This is a genomic window from Vallitalea pronyensis (genome assembly GCF_018141445.1).
GTDB lineage: Bacteria > Bacillota > Clostridia > Lachnospirales > Vallitaleaceae > Vallitalea > Vallitalea pronyensis.
Genome location: NZ_CP058649.1, coordinates 5364815 through 5386598 on the forward strand (window position 1 = coordinate 5364815; position 21784 = coordinate 5386598).

General features: G+C 33.7%; 27 protein-coding genes. 10 read left to right on the top strand and 17 right to left on the bottom strand.

Annotated features, from left to right (window positions below):
- Positions 1–405 precede the first annotated feature (405 nt).
- From HZI73_RS22225 to HZI73_RS22235, 3 genes are all read right to left on the bottom strand, one after another.
- The gene (locus tag HZI73_RS22225; RefSeq protein WP_212695543.1) at positions 406–807 is read right to left on the bottom strand and encodes a PBECR3 domain-containing polyvalent protein; all 402 of its coding nucleotides are present in this window, start codon (positions 805–807) and stop codon (positions 406–408) included.
- Between the two features lie 226 nt (positions 808–1033).
- Positions 1034–1597, bottom strand: coding sequence for a DUF2726 domain-containing protein (locus HZI73_RS22230; RefSeq protein WP_212695544.1), 564 nt, complete (start codon positions 1595–1597; stop codon positions 1034–1036).
- Positions 1598–1729: 132 nt separating this feature from the next.
- Complete coding sequence (locus HZI73_RS22235; protein WP_212695545.1) at positions 1730–2038, bottom strand: helix-turn-helix domain-containing protein; 309 nt, start codon at positions 2036–2038, stop codon at positions 1730–1732.
- Positions 2039–2279: 241 nt separating this feature from the next.
- Here HZI73_RS22235 and HZI73_RS22240 point away from each other — a divergent pair, with 241 nt between their 5' ends.
- The 10 genes from HZI73_RS22240 to HZI73_RS22285 all read left to right on the top strand — a co-directional run bounded on the left by HZI73_RS22240 (position 2280) and on the right by HZI73_RS22285 (position 9360).
- On the top strand, positions 2280–2780 hold the full coding sequence (locus HZI73_RS22240) for a hypothetical protein (RefSeq protein WP_212695546.1): 501 nt from the start codon (positions 2280–2282) through the stop codon (positions 2778–2780).
- An 88-nt stretch (positions 2781–2868) separates the two neighbouring features.
- Positions 2869–3243 (top strand): hypothetical protein, encoded by a 375-nt coding sequence (locus HZI73_RS22245; protein ID WP_212695547.1) that lies wholly within the window; start codon positions 2869–2871, stop codon positions 3241–3243.
- 356 nt (positions 3244–3599) lie between these two features.
- Positions 3600–3743, top strand: a complete 144-nt coding sequence (locus HZI73_RS22250) for a hypothetical protein (RefSeq protein WP_212695548.1) — start codon at positions 3600–3602, stop codon at positions 3741–3743.
- A 375-nt stretch (positions 3744–4118) separates the two neighbouring features.
- Positions 4119–4394 (top strand): hypothetical protein, encoded by a 276-nt coding sequence (locus HZI73_RS22255; protein ID WP_212695549.1) that lies wholly within the window; start codon positions 4119–4121, stop codon positions 4392–4394.
- Positions 4391–4714 carry a hypothetical protein gene (locus HZI73_RS22260; RefSeq protein WP_212695550.1) on the top strand — a complete coding sequence of 108 codons (324 nt, stop codon included), beginning with the start codon at positions 4391–4393 and terminating at the stop codon, positions 4712–4714. Before HZI73_RS22255 ends, HZI73_RS22260 begins: the two co-directional genes overlap by 4 nt.
- A gap of 65 nt (positions 4715–4779) precedes the next feature.
- Entirely contained in the window at positions 4780–6132 is a 1353-nt protein-coding gene (locus tag HZI73_RS22265; protein WP_212695551.1) for a hypothetical protein, read from the top strand.
- Between the two features lie 5 nt (positions 6133–6137).
- Positions 6138–6398 carry a hypothetical protein gene (locus tag HZI73_RS22270; RefSeq protein ID WP_212695552.1) on the top strand — a complete coding sequence of 87 codons (261 nt, stop codon included), beginning with the start codon at positions 6138–6140 and terminating at the stop codon, positions 6396–6398.
- Positions 6398–7327 carry a zonular occludens toxin domain-containing protein gene (locus HZI73_RS22275; protein ID WP_212695553.1) on the top strand — a complete coding sequence of 310 codons (930 nt, stop codon included), beginning with the start codon at positions 6398–6400 and terminating at the stop codon, positions 7325–7327. Before HZI73_RS22270 ends, HZI73_RS22275 begins: the two co-directional genes overlap by 1 nt.
- A 104-nt stretch (positions 7328–7431) precedes the next feature.
- Positions 7432–8280, top strand: a complete 849-nt coding sequence (locus HZI73_RS22280; protein WP_212695554.1) for a rolling circle replication-associated protein — start codon at positions 7432–7434, stop codon at positions 8278–8280.
- 33 nt (positions 8281–8313) lie between these two features.
- Positions 8314–9360 (top strand): tyrosine-type recombinase/integrase, encoded by a 1047-nt coding sequence (locus HZI73_RS22285; protein WP_212695555.1) that lies wholly within the window; start codon positions 8314–8316, stop codon positions 9358–9360.
- 349 nt (positions 9361–9709) lie between these two features.
- Here HZI73_RS22285 and HZI73_RS22290 read toward each other — a convergent pair whose 3' ends face one another.
- The 14 genes from HZI73_RS22290 to HZI73_RS22355 form a co-directional block, all read right to left on the bottom strand.
- Positions 9710–10324 carry a hypothetical protein gene (locus tag HZI73_RS22290; RefSeq protein ID WP_212695556.1) on the bottom strand — a complete coding sequence of 205 codons (615 nt, stop codon included), beginning with the start codon at positions 10322–10324 and terminating at the stop codon, positions 9710–9712.
- 716 nt (positions 10325–11040) lie between these two features.
- Positions 11041–11184 carry a hypothetical protein gene (locus HZI73_RS22295; RefSeq protein WP_212695557.1) on the bottom strand — a complete coding sequence of 48 codons (144 nt, stop codon included), beginning with the start codon at positions 11182–11184 and terminating at the stop codon, positions 11041–11043.
- Positions 11181–12422, bottom strand: a complete 1242-nt coding sequence (locus HZI73_RS22300; RefSeq protein ID WP_212695558.1) for a helix-turn-helix transcriptional regulator — start codon at positions 12420–12422, stop codon at positions 11181–11183. Before HZI73_RS22300 ends, HZI73_RS22295 begins: the two co-directional genes overlap by 4 nt.
- Positions 12423–13206: 784 nt before the next feature.
- A complete protein-coding gene (locus tag HZI73_RS22305; RefSeq protein ID WP_212695559.1) occupies positions 13207–13416 on the bottom strand; it encodes a hypothetical protein in 210 nt (69 codons plus the stop codon).
- A gap of 13 nt (positions 13417–13429) precedes the next feature.
- The gene (locus HZI73_RS22310; RefSeq protein ID WP_212695560.1) at positions 13430–14158 is read right to left on the bottom strand and encodes a DUF4428 domain-containing protein; all 729 of its coding nucleotides are present in this window, start codon (positions 14156–14158) and stop codon (positions 13430–13432) included.
- A gap of 111 nt (positions 14159–14269) precedes the next feature.
- Positions 14270–14839 (bottom strand): hypothetical protein, encoded by a 570-nt coding sequence (locus HZI73_RS22315; RefSeq protein WP_212695561.1) that lies wholly within the window; start codon positions 14837–14839, stop codon positions 14270–14272.
- A gap of 139 nt (positions 14840–14978) precedes the next feature.
- Positions 14979–15266: a phage holin family protein gene (locus tag HZI73_RS22320; RefSeq protein WP_212695562.1), complete on the bottom strand. Its 288-nt coding sequence runs from the start codon at positions 15264–15266 to the stop codon at positions 14979–14981.
- On the bottom strand, positions 15267–15926 hold the full coding sequence (locus tag HZI73_RS22325; RefSeq protein WP_212695563.1) for a peptidoglycan recognition protein family protein: 660 nt from the start codon (positions 15924–15926) through the stop codon (positions 15267–15269). It lies immediately after the preceding gene.
- Between the two features lie 4 nt (positions 15927–15930).
- Positions 15931–16140 carry a hypothetical protein gene (locus HZI73_RS22330; RefSeq protein ID WP_212695564.1) on the bottom strand — a complete coding sequence of 70 codons (210 nt, stop codon included), beginning with the start codon at positions 16138–16140 and terminating at the stop codon, positions 15931–15933.
- A 27-nt stretch (positions 16141–16167) separates the two neighbouring features.
- Positions 16168–16359, bottom strand: a complete 192-nt coding sequence (locus HZI73_RS22335; RefSeq protein ID WP_212695565.1) for a hypothetical protein — start codon at positions 16357–16359, stop codon at positions 16168–16170.
- 15 nt (positions 16360–16374) lie between these two features.
- On the bottom strand, positions 16375–18702 hold the full coding sequence (locus tag HZI73_RS22340; RefSeq protein WP_212695566.1) for a BppU family phage baseplate upper protein: 2328 nt from the start codon (positions 18700–18702) through the stop codon (positions 16375–16377).
- Positions 18703–18714: 12 nt separating this feature from the next.
- Positions 18715–18945 (bottom strand): hypothetical protein, encoded by a 231-nt coding sequence (locus HZI73_RS22345; protein ID WP_212695567.1) that lies wholly within the window; start codon positions 18943–18945, stop codon positions 18715–18717.
- The gene (locus tag HZI73_RS22350) at positions 18942–20033 is read right to left on the bottom strand and encodes a hypothetical protein (RefSeq protein WP_212695568.1); all 1092 of its coding nucleotides are present in this window, start codon (positions 20031–20033) and stop codon (positions 18942–18944) included. Before HZI73_RS22350 ends, HZI73_RS22345 begins: the two co-directional genes overlap by 4 nt.
- Complete coding sequence (locus HZI73_RS22355) at positions 20034–21767, bottom strand: fibronectin type III domain-containing protein (RefSeq protein WP_212695569.1); 1734 nt, start codon at positions 21765–21767, stop codon at positions 20034–20036.
- Positions 21768–21784 lie beyond the last annotated feature (17 nt).

A 21784-nucleotide genomic window follows, 5' to 3' on the forward strand; every position in this document is an offset into this window, starting at 1 on the left:
TGACAACAAACATATGTTCGCACACATTTTTTTTTATTGTTCTGATTTGAGGCATAATCATAGGATTATATGTTGATGCTTTTAATCCTCTGATACAAATATAATGCTATTATGGGAATGTGTGTCCTTGTTTTTGGATTTTCTAGCTTCTTATACTAGAGGTCCAAAACAGATTTACATATAATCTTGGCGGCTACTTTTGGGCATAATAAAAACACCTCTATCATAGAAGTGTTTAATATACAAAATTAAAGATAAGTTATTTGGTAGGGAGGCGTATCCTACATCTCTTTTCAGACCTATTGAAAACCATAGGCGCGGCAGCTGCCTGTTCTGCCCTCAAATAACTTATCACAATATCTTATGTAATACGTAATCATATTATACATGCTTTTTTCATTTATGTCAACATTTTTTTAAAGTATTACTCTTTTTATATACATTTAATTTATCTGGAGTAATGGGAAAAATTGTTTTCACCCATAAAATACCTTTAGGTTTAATCCTTACTGCAACCACTAAGGTTTGATCTATGGTTTTTATGAACTCAATACTTTTACCGTTTGGGTGGACACCTACATAATCAGGATTAGCAATAATATCAGGCGTGAATTCAATACATTTTTTATACTCTTCATCATTTCTAAATTTATGTTTATGCTTAAGAGTATATTTTATCTTATCTTTACCAATGAGAATATCAGTTTCGTCCATTGTTAAATTTAATAAGTTAATAATTTCTTCGTTAAGTTTTCCAATTACATAAGCATTTTGGGTCAAATTATCTATATCAAATTTTTCTGTCATAACAATTTCTCCTAAAAACATAGTTGTGTATTTTAAAATTATAATATACTACAACACATTATATCATAATGTTATAATAAAATATACTATGTATGTCTTAAATATTGAATAAAAATTTAGAAATTTATATTTATAAGTAGACAGGAGTATCTTTATTTTTATCAGTTCAATTATGCGCAAAAGAAGGGCTTCAAGCATAATGCCTGAAACCTCTTTTTGTTATTAATTAAACCTGTATTTCTTTTTTTATCTGCTCTTTAATGCTCTGACTATTATAGCTATATGAACATCTCATATGTATAATTTTGAAACCAACGATGTTAATTATCTCATCTACAAACTTATCTCTTGCAATTCTTTTAGCGTTATTATGTGATTTATCATCTAATTCTATACATAGTATTGGTTTTAGAGAGATTTTGTCACACAATACGAAATCAATATGCTTTGACTTGATTCTATTAAAATAGCTTTGCCTATTTTCTATGCTCCTAACTTTTACAATATCTGCAACCCTAACTTTCGAAAACAAAATACAATCTAGTTCGTTACAAATATTATTTAGGATTCTATAGAAGTTTAACTCTGCCTTTGACACTAGACTATCCGTACCATAATAAGCTTTATTAAAATCGTTATTAGGCTTTGGCTCAATTATTTCTTTTGATTGGTCAACATCTTGTACTTGGGTATTAGTACTTGTCTCATTGCTGTTTCCTTCATTATCGGAAAGTGCACTTTTAAATATGATTGCTACTATGATGATTGCTAGAATAATTAAGTAAATCATTTTTACTCCTTACTATCCCCTGATTCATCAACCCAAAATACTATGCTTTTTATCACGTCCTTATAAAGTTTATTTATATAACATGTTCAATTGAACAATTATATCATTAGCATTAATTAACACCTAATTTGCTTATTCTTTTGAATGCTCTTTTGCCATGTATTCAACTTGTCCGATTATCTTACATTGTTCCTTATATGGTAACTTATTGAAATATTTTATTAGTTCCTTTAGTTCATTTGAAATATCCATTGTATTGTTTTCTTTTCCTTCTATTAACCAACTATACGAAGTTCCAAAAAAGTCCTTTAAGGCTACTAGTGTTTCAAATGATGGGTAATTCTTCTTTTTTTCAATAGCACTGATTTTACTTTGTGTTATTCCTATATTCTGGGCTAATTCTCCTTGTGATAATCCTAATTTTTTTCTTAATTCCTTCATTCGTACTCCTACATCATTCAAAAAAACACCTCTTTTTATTCTTTATGGACTATTTCTATTGACTTTTAAGTCCTTATGGACTATAGTATATATAGATAATACTTTTCTAATTAGTATTTATATCTTAAAGGATTATATTAATATCTAATTATAGCACATCTATCTAATCATATCTATAAAAAGATGTCGTGGTGATGTCGTCTAAGATTGTTATATAATTTTTTGTACAAGGGGTGTAGTAGTGTTAAGTATTGATGACAGGATTAATCAACATAGGTTGACTATATTAAGCTTATCTAAGAAAATTGACTATCTTGTAATGTTAATGGATGGTTATCCAAATTATGTATTTTATGATTCATGGGAAAATCAAGTTGATGTTTCATTATGTAAAATAAGACGCATTAAGGAAGAAATAAATAAGTTAAGGTTAAAAAATGAATTGAGAATACTTAAAAATAATAAAGATGAAAAGGAGTTGATAACAGTGAAAACAAAGCAAAAAATGACTTTTTTACGTAAGGAAAAATTTGAAGGAATTTCTAAAAAGACTAACCTAGAGTATAGTATCACAAACTTATTTTTTCTTGATGACGAGTATCAAGAGGTTAAATTGGGACTATCTAAGGAATGTACACTTGACTTAGAATCACTAAAAACTTTAAAACCATATGAAGTGAATATTGATATTCAATTAGGAAATTATGTAAGTGCTAATGTCCTAGAATTTAAAGCTATCTAGTTACATTATTTGTAACTTCATATACACTCTTTAGTCTGCTGTCCTCTCTTCGGGATGGCAGACGACTCTTAAAGAAAGAGGTGAATAGATGGCATTAACTAAGGCACAATTAAAAGCAGTACAAGGCTACTGCTACAATGAAGAAGCCAAAAGAAAGTATGTAACTATGTATTGTAGTTACCAATGTATAGATTGTCAAAGACTTATATGCAACGGTGGCAAGTGCTACGGTAAGAAACAAGTTAGCGAGTGTCAAGGATATGTTGATAAATCAGTATCCAAGATTCACTTAGAAGCCAATGATATAGCCAAAAATCCCAACGGTATACTATGTTATGTTAAGAAAGTCGTTGGAGATCGTTGCCTAGTATTAGAACAGTTTCAAGATAGATGGTATCCCCTATCCATGCTTGAATTGTTCAAGTCCCATCGGGAATGTAGTTGGGGGAATGGTCATAGATGATTGATTTTGTAGGGGGTGTTCTGTAAGTGGAATATGTACAAAAGTTAGAGTTAGTAATATTTGCTCTTATTATGTTTAATGTATTTGATTGGTTCATGGGTCTTTATTATCGAAAGATATGTAAAAGGAGCAAGTGTGGTAAATGTTTCTTTTGGAGTTGCCCATTCTATCAGTTATCGTCACGAAAAAGTCTAATAAAGTATCTTGATAAACAAATTGAAGTTACTAATCGTTCATTAGGCAAGATTAAAGATGAAAAGATGATAATTGCGTATAATGCTGAGATTAGTGCCTATCAGCACACTATATTCTATTTGGAAAGTTGCAAATGATTGATTTTATAAGGAGTGAAAGGAATGTCCGTCATAAGGTTTTTATTCCTGTTTAGCCTGTTCATGGTAGGTGTCAACATATTGTGGGTTGCTTGGGAAATTTACATGGCTCTATCAAGACGGAAGGAAAAACGAGATAGTGAGGATATGAGCGATTGGTTTTTATAGAAATTGATGTCTACTGGTTGAGAATATTTCGCTTTTTGAAATGTGAACAACGAGCAGGCTAGCGATTGACTACCTGTACTTGCCTTTACTAGCACCACTTTTTATTGAGCCTAGTAACGCTTGCGTTCTTCGTGCTTTTAGGGTTTTAAATAGGGGTCGCTCCCCCGGTAGCTTTAGAATTGGTTTATGTGAACCATGTATATTTATATGGCGATATATTGCCGTTACAACAAATTGTGTACGTTGTAGATTCCAAAGGAACGATTATATGAAATGACATAGCATATAAGGGCTAAGGGCATGTACACATGAGGGCATTTGTTTAAGGAATATATCGCCATCTTTGGAGGTGATGAAGGTTATATGAAAAAGTTCATGATATCATTGTTGGTTTGTATCTCAATGACCATCCCTGTTTTTGCTAATGATGTAACCATTGAAAGTGACAAGATTGACCAACTTATCACGCAGAATCAGGAAAGCATTGAGATTCAATCACAAATGCTTGAATCCACACATGCAATCGTCTTTTGGATTAAGGTGATTATCTTTCTAGCATTGCTAACCATGGCTTTCTTTTTGGCTTATCTCTTTGTCAAAAAGATTGCCATCAAAATATTAAATATTACCACGAAAGGAATGAGTTTATGAAAAACTTGAAACACATGATTGCTACGTTTAAAGCAAAAGCAATCGAAAAAAAACGTCAATTATCTGCATTAGCTGTTACAGCTTTTGTCATGACAGCAACAACCATGAGTGCATCAGCGTCAGAACCTTATGTAGCGAAATCTTTTTTAGATGATGGCATTACAACATTATTAGTCAATATCGGTGCTGACCTTGTCAAAACAGTTCTCGCACTTGTTGTGATTTTACTTCCAGTTGGGCTTACACTTTGGGGTATCGGTTTCGGTGTGAAAAAAGGAATCGGTTTCTTGAAGAAGAACGCCAACAAGTCCATCGGTTAAAAGTTGTTTAAGTCAAAGACTAGAGGCTACACGCTCTAGTCTTTCTTAAAATAGGAGGTTATAACATGTATGTTAGAAAAAAAATAACACGACTTTTAATCCTTGCCATGCTAACGGTTTCGTTAGTCTCCTTCCAAGTAAGAGCCGAACCCGTTACCATCATCATTGGTGGTATTGCTTTTACTGCTTATGAAATAGCTGTTGTAGCCGCTACCCTTGGCGTTGCTGGTTATGCCCTTGTGAATGGTGATGACATACAAAAGGCAGCAATGGATTTTATGACGAAATGCAATAGGGATACCCTTGTATCCATCAAAAACTCCATTGATAACATTGAAAATGACGTTGTTTCCCTCTCAACGGATGCATGGACAGCTTTTGAGGATTTTGTTACCAATGCGCAACAAGCCGTATGGGGCGTGAGTTATGACCCTGACATAGCGGTGGACTTTGAAAGTGCATACATCAACTTTGCGCATCATTCACCTGTAGGTTACAAAAGCGTTAAGGTTGACGGTTCGGTTTTTCATTTTGTGGAAACGGGGACGGAAGGTGCATATTACTTATATCAAGATGGCTTAAGACCACTAGGTAAAATATCCCTTTTTGGTAAAGATTTTATCTTTCGGGATTATATCATTCGGGGTGATTTTGGAGTACATGCAAAAATTGTTACAAAAGGTGAACCCATGCTGTATTGGTATTACAATTACTCTACCAATGATATCTATTTATGTGTCAACAAAGACTCCTATCTGACATATGAAAGTCTTTTCCATAGCCCTGTCTTCACCGATGTACCCATTACGGATGTGAAACCCGTGGAATACCAACATGACACCATAGATGTAACAGGTGAAGATTGGTATAAAACCCTTACAGAAGATACCGTTATAAATGTCCCTACTACATGGGATACCTATGTGGATTTAGTTGGGGGTAAAGATAAAGTCAATGACGCTCTAGCCCCAACCTTTGAAAATGATGGCAATACGAACAACCCTACTAACCCAGTCATTGACCTTACGGGAGAACTGGATAGACTCTTAGAAAACTTCAAAATCAATGACATTGATGTACAAGCTTTATATGATGCCATCTTGGAACGGTTTAACTACAATATCTTTTCCGATACGTTGAAGAAGTTGGAAAAACTAAAGACCGCACCTAAAACACCGCCAAAGATAACCATTAATCTACATGCCATGTTTGACACCTTAAAGAACTTAGGGGACTTCGATAACACTCTAGAAGATAAAGAAACCGTCTTTATTGACTTTGCTATCTTGGACGAACTGCAATTTCAAGGGGTATCGGTCATTGAATGGTTTAGAGGTTTGATTAATATCGGTATGATCATTACAACCTTCTTCCATATCAAGAACAAGGTCATGCCCCAAAAAGCAATGAAAGGATGATGTAAATGTTTTTAGTAGAAGGACTCATTAATCTTATACTAGGTATATTAAATGTCCTGTTACCTGTATTTGGACTATCGGATGATTTTCTTACATCATTAGACATGCTGTTTTCAAAATTCATTGACTTGCTCATGACTGTTGGGTTCTTTATTGATTTCAATATCTTCGTATCCTGTATCTTGGTTATGATAGCTGTAGACAACTATATTCTACTCTTTCGGGTTGGTCAATGGATTATTGGTATTGTAAGGGGGTCAGGCTGATGGATGGCATTTTAAGCAATTTACTAAAATTCCTGTTACTATTACTTATTTTGTTCCTACTGGGCGTAGTTGTTTATCTACAAATTAAAACCATTAAAATGTTGTTTAGACTACGCAGATACAAGAAATTTAGACATATCAAAGGCATTAAACGCAGTATTAAAATATTCGGTTGGATAGTATTAAAAACAAGGTTTTGGAAGCCTATAGACTTTATCAAATGGATAGTCTATGACATACTCCATGGAAAAGACTATTTGCGTATGTTCGGCATATGGGCTTTTACTGGCTACTATGGTGAGGGAAAGACATTAGGTGCTGTAACCTTTGCCAAGAACATACAAAAGAAATACCCACACCACCATTTTAAAATAGCCAGTAACACAGATGTAAATGGACAGATAAAGAAAATCACCAAGTGGGAGCAAATATTGGATTTACCCAGGAACACCATTGTCATTTTTGATGAATCTCAAAATGATTTCTCAAGTAATATGCGTGACTTTCCCGAGGATTTACTACGTCGGATTACCCAATGTCGAAAACGAAGATTAACCCTATTTATGACGAGTCCAAAATACACTCGTATGAATATCAACCTAAGAGAAAGCGTTAATTTCATAGCAGAATGTAAAAACATCATGGGCATGGATAGATGGTTTACCTATAAATTTTACCGTACAGACGATTACGAAATGTACTATGAGAACAAGCGTAAATTACGCAGAAACATTCATTTGAAGTTTAGCTTTATTGCGACCAATGATAATTACAGGGTCTATAATACTAAAAAAGAAGTTGAGAGTGTCAAGACACCTAAAGAAGAAACCAAGGTCAAGGTATCCGATAGAAGCATGAAGAAAATGAGAAATGAGTATATGAAGTTGTATGAAGGGATTGTTAGAAGATTAGAGAAGGTGGAAAGCTAAACCGTTTTTGAGCTTGCTCAAAACGGTTAGATTTTCCCTTCCTTAATACTTGACGATAACAACACTTAAGACACGGTGTATCAAAAAACTAGGTAGGTGGTATTGTGTATAATTGTAAAATCTACGATTATGGCAATGAAAAGCAATACCGATTTTATTCAAAAGTGTATATGAAAGATTGTAAGAGTGAAGAAGATAAGAGTAAGAATGAAGATGAAGGAAAAAAAGAAATTGAAGAAAAGGAAGATAATAACGATAATACAGAATTGAATAATGAAAAATCGGTTGATAAGGATAGAAGTATCATATCTAGCCTTAATCGTACAGTAAATAAAATATATGAGTATGCTCGTGCTAATGACTGGGAGTACTATGTCACTTTGACATTTAATAGCACAATCAATCGGTATGATTATGATGAGTGTACAAAAGCAATGATTAAGTTTTTAAAAGTAACAAGGAAACATAATCCTAACATGCAATACATCATGGTCCCTGAACTCCATAAGGATGGTGCATATCATTTTCATGGTGTCTTTTCCAATATTCCTAATGTTGACCTAGTGGATAGTGGTGTTTATAGCTTTGGGAAATACACATGGAAAAAAGAAAACATTCCTTCCAACTTGTTGGAAAAATGTCGGCTTATCTATAACATGGGTCGGTATAAATACGGTTACAGTGATATTCAAGAAGTTGAGGACAGTAAAAAGACAGCTAATTATATTTGTAAATATATTACAAAAGAACTGGTCATAGCAACAAAAGGTAAAAAGCGATATTGGGCTAGTCGTAACTTAAATAAGCCTATAGTGAGTGAAATGCTATTAGAACCAAAGCATAAGGAACAAATCAAGGAACTGGTCAAGGATAGAATAATTTATCAGAAAAAAACCGAGGTTGATGTAGGTACTTATCATAATGAGATTGAGTACATAGATATTAAAAAATAATATAAAGAAAACCTTGTGGTGAGATATTACCATATGGGAATTTTTGTAATAGGGAGAGTGAATGACATAAATATAACGTTAAAACAAGCATATGAATTATTTTTGCTAGAGAAGGAATCTAATTGCAGTGAAAAAACTGTGAAAAATTATAAAAATGATATACGATATTTTATTGAGTGGATAACAAAGGATAGAGACTTAAATTGTCATGAAATTTATATTGATACTATAGACCTTATAGACATAAAAAGATATGTGGTGATGCTCCGTAAACGACCTAAATTGTTGAATCACCATATGCAACCTACAGAGAATAAGCCTATTACATCTACAACGATACGGACTTATTCACGTCATATAAAGGTATTTTTTAATTTTCTATATCAAGAAGAATATATGGAAAAGGAAATAATGAAACGCTTTAAGATGATTAAGGAAGAGAGAAAGGCTATAGTTCCCCTTTCTGCTGATGAGGTTAAAAGTATTGATAATGTTTATAATTCTAAGACGAAATCCGGGTTGAGAAATCTATGTATTATGCATCTTATGTTAGATGAAGGGCTTCGAGTTAGTGAGGTTGTGAGACTTCGTATTTGTGATTTTATGTATGATAAAAACCTATTATTTATTCGAGCGTCTAAGGGGAATAAGGAAAGATATGTTACTCTCTCTCCTAATGTTAAAAGAATGCTCTATAAATATCTTATACTTTATAGGGCAATTACAGATGAACAACTTAGTGACTTGAACCGCTATGAGGAAGATGCTCTCTTATTAGGAGTTAGGGAGAATAAGCCTATCACTCAAAATGTTATTAAGCAACTTTTTGCAAGACTTAAAAGTAAGGTAAAGATTTCTAGGCTTAAACCTCACTTGTTACGTCATACGTTTGCAACAAGTTATATTCTTGGTGGTGGTGATATTTCATCCTTGCGACTGCTTCTTGGACATTCTGACATCAAGGTTACTGAAAAATATTTGCATATGTCAAATACTCTATTTTTAACGGCTGGTAAGGATAACATTTATAGGTTAGATAAGGTCTATTTTAAGAGATATTACGATACTTTCTCAACCTAATTTGGGACAGAATAAGAGACTTATGTAAACTATATATGAGTCTCTTATCTCTGCCCTATAAACCCCGTAACCCAGTATTTACGCAAATAAAAACCCCTCTACCCACGTTACCGCAAGTAAAAGGACTTTTGAACGTGCGCAGAAAGATTCGAACTCTCGGCCTTCTGATCCGTAGTTCTTTATGTGGTTTTATCAGCTCTTATCAATTAACGCTCTAAACGCTGATAAATCAAAGGCTTACAGTAAATTTATTCAATTTCCTTTTTATCACTTTTTATCAACTATTTACACTTTGGACTAGAAAGAGATTAGAAAAAGCAAGCCATAAAAAATGACTTGCTCAGATAGATTAATTAATTATTTGATTGTATTTGGTGAGAACTTCTACGGCGTTTTTATTGTCGGATAAAAACGCTTGAATCTCACTAAGGGTTGTAACTATTCCAGACTTACAAAGCTGGTTACATAAATTAGTTAAATCATAGTACGATATTTTCAAGGGATTCTTTTCTATATCTTCTATAGCATATTTGAGCCTTGCTTTTAGCAATTGATAGTTTTTACTATTCTTATCATCTTTATTAAAATAATCTATCTGAAAATTAGCTTGTTTTATCTTAAATGCATTTAAAAATCTCCTGCCACCAGTATAAATAACTTGTGCGTGTGCAAGCTCATCATCCAATTTGTAGCAATATCTGTCTGAAAAAGGAGTTTCTAAATAAAGACTAATAACCGCCTCAATAAGAGGAATTACATCATTTGAACATACTTCTTGTTTGCGGACATCCACTAAAAGCACATATTTATCTATGTCTTTTTTAGATAAGACAACTTCTCCAAATTCAGATATGTACATTTTCGCTGTAGGTCCGTCAAATAAACCGCTTGCCTTAGCTCTTATTATCTTATTCTGATCATCTGCTACTATACTGAATGTTGGCTTGTGTATATGACTAGTCATAGCTGTCATCCTCCCCATTACACATAATGCGAATTATAGTTACACAATTATTATAATCTAACATTTGTTTGTAGTCAAGGAGGTTATCCAATTTAGAGCCTAAAACCATGATATTATCTCCAATTCTACGAGTAGTAATATCATCAATACAAATACCCTTACATATCATATTGATTCACCTCCCACAATAAATATAAGGCAGCTGGTCTTGCTCAGTCCCGCAAATACCGCTCTAGGGGAGCCTCTTGCAAGCTCACGTTTGCCGATTGGTTTTTTGTAGAGAAGCTTAATCAATAAAATCTATTTGCAAACAGGTAAAAACAACGTTGTGTTTACATTATACCACATAAATAACCATATTGTGTACTACTATTTTGCTTTTTATCGTGACGGCCGCCCTTCCATAGAAAATAATATCTTGTTAAGCTCAACTATTATAGCAGTTTAGTAAGATAAAATATTGTGCCTAAAACATATGGAAGTTGATATGAAATATTGTATCAGCATATTAAAAATCATGCAAACATTCGATTTCTAGATATTATGAAGATTAGTTTTTCAGAAATGCAGTATTTATGCGGTTTAAAATTTTAAATTTATTAATTTTTAGTGTTTTTTATGAGAAATCGAATACTTTTTCTAGAATTTTATTTTCTCCATAACGCACAAAAAGTACAGCTTTTTATAACTGTACTTTTGTTAAAATTATCTAACTATCAGCCACCTGGCACATCTTCATCACCCATTGGTTTTACAATTAATGAATTATCCATATGGTATACGTCAGAGGTAGTTATTGTTAACGAGATCATAACAAACACTATCATTAATGCACTTTTTAATCTTCTAAAGTTCTTCATAGCTTCCCCTCCATTTTCGTTTTAAAGCAGAATGCTTTATAACCTAACACCATTAATTTCTCAGCTACTTCTTTGTCTTTTTCGTTTTCAACTTGTTCCTTGAAAACATCGAACACCTGTTCTAATTGTACCATATATTCATTCAAAATGCAATATTTTATCACTGCAAAAAGAAACAATTGAGAATGGAAATAGTTGGTGCATCTATTTATTTCTTTGGTCCAATTGATAATTCTATAAAAATCAATACAATCTTTCTCGTACTCATAAATCTGTAGGTAGGAATCTATATAATTATATGTTTCACATATATGAAAATTATCGTCAATTAGCCCTATTGATTTTGTTATATATACTTTTGCGTCTTTAATATTTCCACCTTTAAAATAGGTATTTGCAAGATTATTATAGATTGTGGCCACATCTATTTTATTTTTACATACATCAAGTGCTTTATTGAAGTATTCAACTGCTATATTTAGTTTATTTTCTCGCTTATAGGACAAAGCCATATTAATATAAATTAGTGTTGGGGTATCAGTGAGTGATATTGCTTGCTTTAGTTTTCTTCGAGCACCTGCATAACTATTATTACGGATTAGAGACACGCCATATCTATAATAGAATAAATACCCTATTTTCCTTCTAATGCCGCTAGTAATTTTATCATTAAATTGCTTAAATACTACAGACTCAGAAAAATCATTACAAGTTTCTAAGGCTTTTTTGTTGTCATTACTAATTAAATGAATAAAAGTTCTCTCGGCCTCTACATACACCAACAAATCATTGAAATTGTTTTCAATAGCATGTAACCCAACCTCATTAAGTATATAATGAGATTGTTTATAAATGTTTGAACTTGCATAATGATGTGCTATAAGTATCTTAGACATTAGTTGATAATACAACTTGTATCCTTTTGTGATTTGCAATAATCTTTCTAGCACCCTAATATCCCCTGGATGATAAGAGCGAAACCCGTCTATTATTTTGATAATTATATTTATTATTTGATCTTCTTGAGACACAATAATATTATCTAAATTGATCCCTAGCTCATTTAACAGTCTACCCTTGAATTTATTACATTCTATTTTCGGTTTAATGTATTTATTTAAGGTTAAGATACTGTAACCTAATTTATCTGATAACTGCTTAAGTGTATAGTTGTTTTCTTTTAACCATTTACGAAATTGTTTACCTTCACTAACTATTGCTATATCATTTGCATCCATATAGACCAATTGTGCAGTCACCCCCATATCATTACACATATTATAATATTCGCATATTATGGTTCAGCTAAACAGTGGTAAATTATACCAACCACACTATATAGTGTGGTTTTCTTGCTATGGTAAAAATTATACTATATAATGCGCTTGAATGAGGTGGAAATGTATGGGAAGCATCAGGAATGAGGTAATGTATTACATAAAGAAACGCGGATTTCTGATTAAGGATATCTCAAAAAATTTAAAGATATCTGGTCAAAATCTTGCTAATAAATTGACTAGAGAGACTATTACATATCGTGATATAAAGAAGATCGCCCACATGCTCGGTTATGACATTGTATGGAAGAAGCGAAAATAAAACAGACTATGTATTTTATGTAGTCTGTTTATTTATTGTAATGGTAAATTTTGGTATTATATTGGAAAAAAGTGCAATTAGTAGCAATTATTTTATCGTTTACACGAATGTACGTTCGTGTTATGCTAGACTTAGGGTGATAATGATGAAGGCTTACAATGTGCCGATAGAATGTATTGCGACATGGTCAAAACGGGGTGAAATATCCCCTATTAGATTTAAGTTTAAGGACAAAACATATGGACATATCTGCGTGAAATATAAAAGCTTAAATAAGCATGCAGGTAACCCGATGTATTTCTTTACGTGTGTAGCTATATCCATGGGACAAGAATGCCCCTGTGAGTTGAGATATGAGCTAAGTACGTGCTTGTGGCGGTTATATAAAATATAAGCCTACCATTTAATTGGTAGGCTGTTTTGTTAATCTGCATTTTCTTCATTTATTTTCCGATTATGTTCTCCTAAGTAATGCATAAAACAGTTAAGTGTGCTATATATGTCTGTTGTGAATTGTTCATCCATGGCATACAAACCTTCTATTACTTGTATCTTATCTTCTACAGATAATTTATCTATTTCCACGCAAACATCTTTTAGCCTTTTAGCTAACCATAGTATTTTTGTATCCATGCTGTATCATCCCCTACTGTTCTAACAATTGTTTTTTCTTTTTATCAAATTCATCTTGGGTAATAGCTCCCATATCAAGTAATTCTTTGAATTTTAATATTTCATCTGCTACACTTACAGTCCCAGTAACAGCTACTTCTTCGCCTCTTTGCTTGTTAGTAATTGTTTCTAAAACCGATATTATATTATCACACGATTTTTTGACTTCTTTGTATAGAAATCCACTTCTTTTAAGTTGTGTTTGTATCAAATTAATCCTAATATTTTTAACCCATCTATGATTAAGACTTATACGTATATACATGTTGGATACTACTGATTTCTGTTTTCTTTTTCCTGTTACTCCCCCAACTATAGCACCTACGCCACCTAATAATAATCCGCCAGTTACGGCCTTTCCCATGCCACCTTTAATGACAGCATCTCCATCTTCGTACAATTCAAAATTTACTATATCAGAGAATTTGAAGCATTCAGCACCTTTTCTTGTCCGAAACAATTTACTATTCTCATCTACTTCAAATAAGCGAGCTATTTTAATTGTTGGTATGAAGTTTTTAAATGGCTCTCTATTTTCTTCTATGTATCTGTAGCGATCTTTTATATCATTTACGGAAAAACAGCTCATGTCCATATCAAGCTTGCACTTATAAAAACAGTCAGTACATATGTATCCGTCTCTGATCTGTTTGCGACCTAAGATTCCTGCTTTTTTATTACAAATAGCGCAATATGTAGCCATAAAATGCCCCCTTCTACTAATATGGTATATATTTCAATTATATATAATAAAATACAATAAGTCAAAACCCATGGGTAATTAGTAACTTTTCATTGCTAACCTACATTTAGGCTATATTTTGTAAAGTGAAATAATTAAGCTTATCACTGAAATAATAAATGCAAGTAATGCAATTATATTTGCAAACCTTGATTGTCTAATAGCTTTATTATCTTTTCTAAGCCTCTTTTTAAGCCTATTTTCTTCTATTGTGCTATTAACTAAGGAATTTGTATTCGCCTTTAAGCTATTTTTGGTTAATTCAATCGTTCTACTTGTCATTTCATAGCTATGTAATTTTAATGAACCATCTTTCATTTTTCTTTCAAATACACCAATTATATAACCGTTGTATCTATTAATGAACTGTTGTTGGATAAAAATAATATCCTTCTCTGTATATGTAAAATTTAGTTCTTTTTGTAGTTCTAACACAATATTTAATGTTTCTTGACAATTAACCAATGTATTTTTATTTACCATATCAAGTATTGCCGAATTAAATGTACCAGAATTTAATAATCCTTGGTCACAATATTCATTTGAAATATTTTTATACTCTCTATGAATAAGTGTAGATAGTTCATTCATTTTTTCATATAAATTTTTTTCTATAAGTCTTTCTTTTTCCTTTTTATTCATTTTCATCCCCCAGTCTAACATATAGTTTATAAAACCCTATTTATATATAATACTATCAAATAATTTATTATTAGGCAATAAAAAAAGCCCACCACAAGGTAGGCTAACATTACACTTTTATATTTTAGTTTAATGTCAATTACTTATTCTTGAGCTGCTTAATCACTTGATTCCCATAAACGGCTACCGCTGCTGACAACACCCCATAAATAAAGCCCATTAAGTATGTACTAGCGTTAAATCCTTCTTTTAGCTGTATAGCAATATAAAGGATAGACACACAACATGTAAACACCAATAAAACTAATGGTATTGTCCAATCTGGCACTTTTGGTATGACTTTTAGGAATAACCCCATGCAGTAACATATTGCAATTAAAATAAGCAACTCTGGTCTAATAAATTCGATTATAATGTTCCAATCCATTTACATCTCTCCTAACTCTTTTAATCCAGCCTTAATCAAGGCTATGCGGTTGTTAAGTTCCTTGTTTTCTACATCTAGGTTAAACACTTCTTTAGACGTCTTTTTCCACTGGTCATTTAGGTATTCTACATCTGCCCTTAGCCCCTCTATGGTCTGTCTGAGCTGTTCGTTTTCAACCTCTAGTTCATTATCATTACTTTCCCTTAAGGCGGTTATGTAATTATCCCAAGGGACGTAATTACCTGGACACAGTTTATAGCTTGCGTAATCGTGGTGTTTTTTAACTTTGTCTATAGGTATGTTATATTTAGTCTGTACTTGCTTTGTAAGCCATACCAGTGCGTTAAATTGAGCTTGTGGCATAGATTTATCTGCCATACCCTTATAGTCCTGATAGCAACCTTCTAGGCATATACCTAGAGATTTTGAGTTCATCCCCTTGCAATGTGCGCCCCTTTGTTCTTCCCTTCTGCCCCTGTATATCTTCCCTTCCTTTGTAACAAAGAAATGATAACCACAACCAGCCCATCCAAAGCCTATATGCCATTTATGGATATCATAGATACTGCAGCTACTTTTTAGAGCATGGTGAACAATTATATATAGTGGCTTGTTATTACTTGGTACGTTAATCTTTAATTTACTATCAATTATCTTCATGTAATCATCCTTTCATTGGAATATTTTGTATGTACCAGAAGAAAAAGCCACTTAGCGATACAATTATGGTGATAATAAGCCACTTTATCCATCCTGCTACTAATTCCATTTGCTTTATTAAATGCTCTATTCTTTCAATGAGTTGTACGTCTGTTTTCTCTAAGACCTGTATTCTAGCCTCGTGATCGTCTAAGATTTCATCATATGTTTTCAACGTTTAACCTCCAATCAAAAAGAGGGCTTATATGCCCTCTGGATTTTCAATAGGATTTAGCAACCCTAATAGTTCGTCTATTTCTTCTTGTGTCACGTCTGTATATGTAGTAGGTAATAGTGTTACTTTTGCTTGTAGATATTCTTTGTCATATAACTGCTTATTAATACATGCCTTTAATGCGTTCATTGAGTTTAACTTGTTAGCTCCTAATACCATTATCACACCTCCCCTTTATAAGCTTTGAACTATGAGCATATTAAGCGTATCCTCTAAGGTCATTACCTTGGTATTGGTATCCCCCACTGCTACATTAAGGCTTCCAACTGCTGCTCCTATGTTACCTGGTATCCATGCATCTTGGATTATATTTAAGCATGTCCCTCGAGCCCTTTCACCTTTTGCTATTACTGCACCTGTGTACGGAGCATCTAATGTAATGGTGACGCCATCTGATTCTAATGTGCCTGTCAAATCTCCATTTACACCCTTTAACTCTAGTATAGATATGCATTTATAATCGAGAGTGATTGTAGATTCTGCTGTTAAATTTACTTCCTTAATTGTTGTCGGTATCTGTACTAAATCTCCACTTTGGTAAGCATGTATTGAGTATGGGGCCTTATAGCCTTGTTGACCATCTTCGATTGTTTCCTCTTGGGCTAGTTGATACTCGAGAATATATGGATTTGCATTGAAGTAATCTTTCCAGTTTTGGCTTGTTGGTGTTACTCCATCTGTAAATCCAGTATCACTATTAGGTACTGCAATTACAAAAAAGCCGCCGCTATAATTCCATGTATCGCCAACTGTTCCGCCGCCATCAAAAGGTACATTTTTATTATCGTTTTTCCTTAGTCTGTTGACTGTACTATTTGCTAAATAGTTTTGGAAAACACTAGTCACAGCTGCATCAATTCTAACCCTTTTTAAACCTGTTAAGTTAGAATGATTAACCCAATTATAGCTACCGTTCAAAACTGTTTCATCACTATTTCTGTATATCAGTTTTCCATCGGTGGTGATCTCATCATACATATCACCAATACGAGTCATACGCCTACCTGTGCTAAACTCTGTTTTATCGAAGTCGAATGGAATGTAATTGATTGGCATTGTGTTTCCTTCAACAATCATAAATTCATCTATTGTCTTATCATCTACGGAACAATGAGTTATAAAATATCTTGCATTTTTTGGTGTTGTGAAGGTTTGTGCGGTTATTGATGAAATTCTGCTCTTATTAGCATCATAAAAATTAATATACGAATTTGTACCTCTATTATGCATATACTCTGTGTCTGACTTACAATAGATATAATCAGTTGAATATTGACCAGTATAATCAGTCCATATTCCATTGGGATCGTAATATCCACCATTTATTGATTTATCTTTATCAAAGATATTTTGAGTACGACTCACTAATTCGTAACTTAGTGCGCATGTTACTGTATTTTCAATGTAGTGATACTTTGCAAGTAATTCAGCATCGGAAAGGTTGTATGTTACGTCATCCACTTGTATTAACATAAACTCTTTAATTTTAGGGTTAACATCAGTTGTATGTCCCCACCAAAGTAACTCTTTTATATTTTGCGTAGTTTCAAACTTCCAAACTTTCCTACCAGTTGAAGCATTATAGTTTTCTGTGGTTGACTGGAACAAACTAGAATCATCTTGTAGTTTAACTAAAGGAGTATTCCTCACACTAGTCGCGGGTGCCGTAGTTACATTGTAAAACAAAATATACTTATCGCTGGTCAGATTGAGCGTGGAGTCAATGCTTTTATATGCGATTGCCCCAATACTAGCAACCTCTATTTCAGCAGTACCATTTGCACCTAATAAATTTGTAACGGGTGCTACTCCTTTAGCACCTGGTCTAAATAACCCTTTTGTATTGGCTGGATATCCCAAAATAGATGCGTTGGAGTCCGTAGAGTTTAACTGTAGTGTTTCAGCATCTACAATTTTGGATTTTAAATCATTGATTTTGCTGTACCAATAGTCTAGCTGTTCTTTAAAAACATCCCATGAGGTTCCTTCTACATCTACTAAAGCCTGTGATAATCTTGGGTCTACATCCGTGCCACCTATTACCACTTGATTGAGCTGTCCTTGAACACTATCAACATTGCCCTGTACCTCAGCTAAATCATTTTTATAGTTAGGTAGCAAATTGGTTGGAACTATGGTTTCTCCATTCTCCATGCTATTCCTAACCTTGAACTTAAACAGTCCGCTTGTAGCCTTAACATTCCCTATGTGTAAGGATATTTCTGCTGTTGTAATTCCTTCTACGCTTATCGTGTCCAATGCCAGTACGACAGTAATTAGTCCATTAACTGCATCAGTAATCGTACAATCTTGTTCATATACGCTACCTTTTGAATCAGTAAACTTTGCCTTTGCCGTATGGCCCGTTAAGTCTACATTGTTGGTGTTGTCTACTATGGTAATGTTAAAAATATTAGATTCAGTATCCTGACTAACTACCTCAAATAATTCCCCGATAAATGTTTCTTTTAAATCTAATACTATAGGATAATTTTTTACCATTATATCACCTCTCTAAGTTAGTTTACCTAATATAACATAGGTGCTACTAACTCTCGCTAGAAGCACCCTGTCATTATCAGCTAATGTTATGCTATTTAGTTTTTTATATGTTTTGCCACTTGCAGTATCCTCACCATCGAAAACCACTTTACCACCAGTGACTGTGCCAAGCTTATACGATGGCTGTATTTCTTGTTTGACAATATCTTTAATAAGAAAAATAAAATCTTGCGAATCCATCATATGCTTACCACCTTTCTCACCGTGTGTCTCATCTTTGCCCCCACCTTCAATTGCATGGACCAATTTGTTTCTATATATTCATCAGATACCGTTAAGGCTGTATACCCAACCTTTAGGCAATCAAGGAATTCGTGGTGTGGCATTATGGCCGTTTCAAGGATTAGATATCCATATACATTGCTTGCGTCCTCTGCAATACGTCTGGTATATGAATCCAGTGCTTCCTGATCTGCTATGTTATCAATCTCCCTAAAGTCTGTTATAACCCTTCCCCTGTTTGCTGTACTCACTATGGAATTAACATTATCGTTTTCATATATAGACGTGAGGGGCAGCTCTTCGGGATTGCTTGCTGTGACAATGAACTTATTAGGCACATTGAATAGATCAAGTTCTTCCTCTACTCCATTGTAAATAATGCTTAATTCATCATCCATATAGGTATAATCAACTGCTCTATCACTAGGCAGGACATAAGGGCTAGACGTATAATAACCCCATGCGTCAACAATTAAGCTATAATAATTTAGTTCTGCCAGCAGTGAATTTATTATACTCAGTTTACTTGTCCCTATTTCATATTCTCTGTCTACAGTCAATGTTTTACTGGAATTTACTATGTTGATTTTCACTAAGCCCATATTATTCAGTATTTTTTTGATCTCGTTGATATAATTTGAGCCAGCACTAATGAAATACCTGCTATCTACCTTATCATCGGTTAGAATCTGCATTGTATCGTAACACTCTATTTCTCTAGTGACTTCTCCGTTCTCTTCTTTTCTCTTAGAGCTGCTTAACATGAATATTCCCAAGCTCCACTCTAGCCACGTATTGCCGTCCTTTACCATCATAAATGGCTGGACATAGTCATTTAACCAATCAATATTATCGCTCTCTTCAATCTTCATTCTGGCTGTTCGATTGATTGTTGCAAGACTCTTGTAATCTATGGAGCAATTAATCACGTTTGCTAGTGTATCTTTTTTGTTACCGTCATTGTCTAAAAGGTCATATCTGAACTTTATTTCCCTATTTCCTTTTTTACCATGAAGCACATCTTTTTCATGTTGAGTTAGATTAATCATTTATACCACCTCTGAGAAATCAACTTCATTTGCTGTTAAAGATATGAGGTAATCACTACCGATTGATACATCTGTAACGCTTGCAATTCCAACTGTACAATACATTTTTCTACCCCTATTGTCTCTATATAAGAATGTCCCCTTACTGTAAACGAAGTCAATAATATCTTCCACTTCATCTTCTGTTAAGACAGTAAATGAAATACTGATATTCTTAATTTTATGCTCGCCGAATTCACTGACCGCTTTTTCTCTTCCAGCAAAGTACATGTCTACCTTGTTTAAGTCATAGGATATTTTTTTAGTGATGTTATATTTCATATCTATATGCCTGTTATAGTCGTCTGTATGGGCTAATTGAGCATTAGCCAATATAATATGTCTACTGGCTTCCGAACTGTCTTTATAGGCAAGATTTGAAGCTATTGCTCGTATCTTGTATATGTATTCAGTGCTTGATTTAATGGTATAGTCGTGGTATTTGTCGGATATGTTTGTAGCAATTCTTTCGAAACTTCCCCCAACCTCTTTCCGGAATATATCAAAGGTATCTGTCGCTACAGGACCAGTAGTTTTTATACATCTGATTTCAATAAATCCATTGATATCACTGGTAATCAATTGCATTATGGGTTGTGACGGTTCCTGGAATGCAACATTAACCACTTTTACTGCTTCATCTGACCAGATACCAAATGTATTTTTAACAGAAACTTTAATGGTATAGGGCGTATTATTGTTTAATGCAACCGGAACAAAGAAGCTGGTACCTGTACCGGTTCTTTCGTATGTGTCATATACACCATCAATAACCACCCTATATGCTGTCTGTTCTGTGGATGTCCATGTGGCTGTGATATGTGGAGTGGTGATGGTTTCCGTATTGGTGATAACGGGTGTAGGTGGCTTACCCTCAACCTGAAATGTTGCTTGGGAGCTGTAGGCTCCTACCACATCATTTATGCTGTAAATTCTTACCTTCCATACGATTGTTTGTGAACTGGTGAAGGTATTGGCAGGCAACGTGTATGAGGTGGTGCTGGTTGTTTCTGTGACAGTAGTCCAGTTTGTACCATCATCAATGCTGTATTGCAAATCAAACTTGCTTTGTTCTTCACTGTTGGACCATGAAAACAGTATGTCCGAGTCATAAGCTTGATTTAAGCCACTTGGTGCTAAGTTTGTTGGAGGAGAAGGCGGAATGTCCTCATACTCAATCTCTAGGTACGGTTTGTTCGATGACTCTTTAGTATAAAACCCTGTTACATTACTTGTAGGTGAATAAAAATCCAATACGTTAGACAATATGAATGCAATTCTTTTATTTTCATTATCAAAAGAACCATTTTGCATTTTCCATAATAAATTGCTAAGCACACTGCCGGAACACCAACCTGAATTAGTCATGAACGAACTATAAACCCCACTATTCCATCCATAAGGTCCACTACTTTCCGTGAAGGAAGTACTGGATTCAATTGCGTATATTGTTTCATTGTTACCCGTGTATTTATTTAAGTGTAATATGGCTTTTGTAATGTTTTTGTCTGTGGGAAGTGCTGTAAGGTCAAACATAATAGCAGCCCTGTACTTGTCTCGTGTTGTATATTCAGCTGCTGAAAATATACCTCCTGTAAGCATAGTAGAAATATTACCATGATAAGTAGTTGGTCCTGCTCTATGTTCTTCATACATATCTACCTCTGGATAAAAATTCGAACTATATGTCGCCATTTAATGCCCCCTTATCA

Bases quoted from the DNA above. Each gene is read 5' to 3' on its own strand.
- HZI73_RS22305 (WP_212695559.1), bottom strand. From the start codon at position 13,416: ATGGATACAAAAATACTATGGTTAGCTAAAAGGCTAAAAGATGTTTGC.
- HZI73_RS22300 (WP_212695558.1), bottom strand. From the start codon at position 12,422: ATGGATGCAAATGATATAGCAATAGTTAGTGAAGGTAAACAATTTCGT.
- HZI73_RS22265 (WP_212695551.1), top strand. From the start codon at position 4,780: ATGTATGTTAGAAAAAAAATAACACGACTTTTAATCCTTGCCATGCTA.
- HZI73_RS22270 (WP_212695552.1), top strand. From the start codon at position 6,138: ATGTTTTTAGTAGAAGGACTCATTAATCTTATACTAGGTATATTAAAT.
- HZI73_RS22295 (WP_212695557.1), bottom strand. From the start codon at position 11,184: ATGAAGAACTTTAGAAGATTAAAAAGTGCATTAATGATAGTGTTTGTT.
- HZI73_RS22355 (WP_212695569.1), bottom strand. From the start codon at position 21,767: ATGGCGACATATAGTTCGAATTTTTATCCAGAGGTAGATATGTATGAA.
- HZI73_RS22285 (WP_212695555.1), top strand. From the start codon at position 8,314: ATGGGAATTTTTGTAATAGGGAGAGTGAATGACATAAATATAACGTTA.
- HZI73_RS22260 (WP_212695550.1), top strand. From the start codon at position 4,391: ATGAAAAACTTGAAACACATGATTGCTACGTTTAAAGCAAAAGCAATC.
- HZI73_RS22275 (WP_212695553.1), top strand. From the start codon at position 6,398: ATGGATGGCATTTTAAGCAATTTACTAAAATTCCTGTTACTATTACTT.
- HZI73_RS22245 (WP_212695547.1), top strand. From the start codon at position 2,869: ATGGCATTAACTAAGGCACAATTAAAAGCAGTACAAGGCTACTGCTAC.
- HZI73_RS22225 (WP_212695543.1), bottom strand. From the start codon at position 807: ATGACAGAAAAATTTGATATAGATAATTTGACCCAAAATGCTTATGTA.
- HZI73_RS22315 (WP_212695561.1), bottom strand. From the start codon at position 14,839: ATGAATAAAAAGGAAAAAGAAAGACTTATAGAAAAAAATTTATATGAA.
- HZI73_RS22235 (WP_212695545.1), bottom strand. From the start codon at position 2,038: ATGAAGGAATTAAGAAAAAAATTAGGATTATCACAAGGAGAATTAGCC.
- HZI73_RS22250 (WP_212695548.1), top strand. From the start codon at position 3,600: ATGTCCGTCATAAGGTTTTTATTCCTGTTTAGCCTGTTCATGGTAGGT.
- HZI73_RS22345 (WP_212695567.1), bottom strand. From the start codon at position 18,945: ATGATGGATTCGCAAGATTTTATTTTTCTTATTAAAGATATTGTCAAA.
- HZI73_RS22335 (WP_212695565.1), bottom strand. From the start codon at position 16,359: ATGGTATTAGGAGCTAACAAGTTAAACTCAATGAACGCATTAAAGGCA.
- HZI73_RS22255 (WP_212695549.1), top strand. From the start codon at position 4,119: ATGATATCATTGTTGGTTTGTATCTCAATGACCATCCCTGTTTTTGCT.
- HZI73_RS22340 (WP_212695566.1), bottom strand. From the start codon at position 18,702: ATGGTAAAAAATTATCCTATAGTATTAGATTTAAAAGAAACATTTATC.
- HZI73_RS22350 (WP_212695568.1), bottom strand. From the start codon at position 20,033: ATGATTAATCTAACTCAACATGAAAAAGATGTGCTTCATGGTAAAAAA.
- HZI73_RS22320 (WP_212695562.1), bottom strand. From the start codon at position 15,266: ATGGATTGGAACATTATAATCGAATTTATTAGACCAGAGTTGCTTATT.
- HZI73_RS22310 (WP_212695560.1), bottom strand. From the start codon at position 14,158: ATGGCTACATATTGCGCTATTTGTAATAAAAAAGCAGGAATCTTAGGT.
- HZI73_RS22230 (WP_212695544.1), bottom strand. From the start codon at position 1,597: ATGATTTACTTAATTATTCTAGCAATCATCATAGTAGCAATCATATTT.
- HZI73_RS22290 (WP_212695556.1), bottom strand. From the start codon at position 10,324: ATGACTAGTCATATACACAAGCCAACATTCAGTATAGTAGCAGATGAT.
- HZI73_RS22325 (WP_212695563.1), bottom strand. From the start codon at position 15,926: ATGAAGATAATTGATAGTAAATTAAAGATTAACGTACCAAGTAATAAC.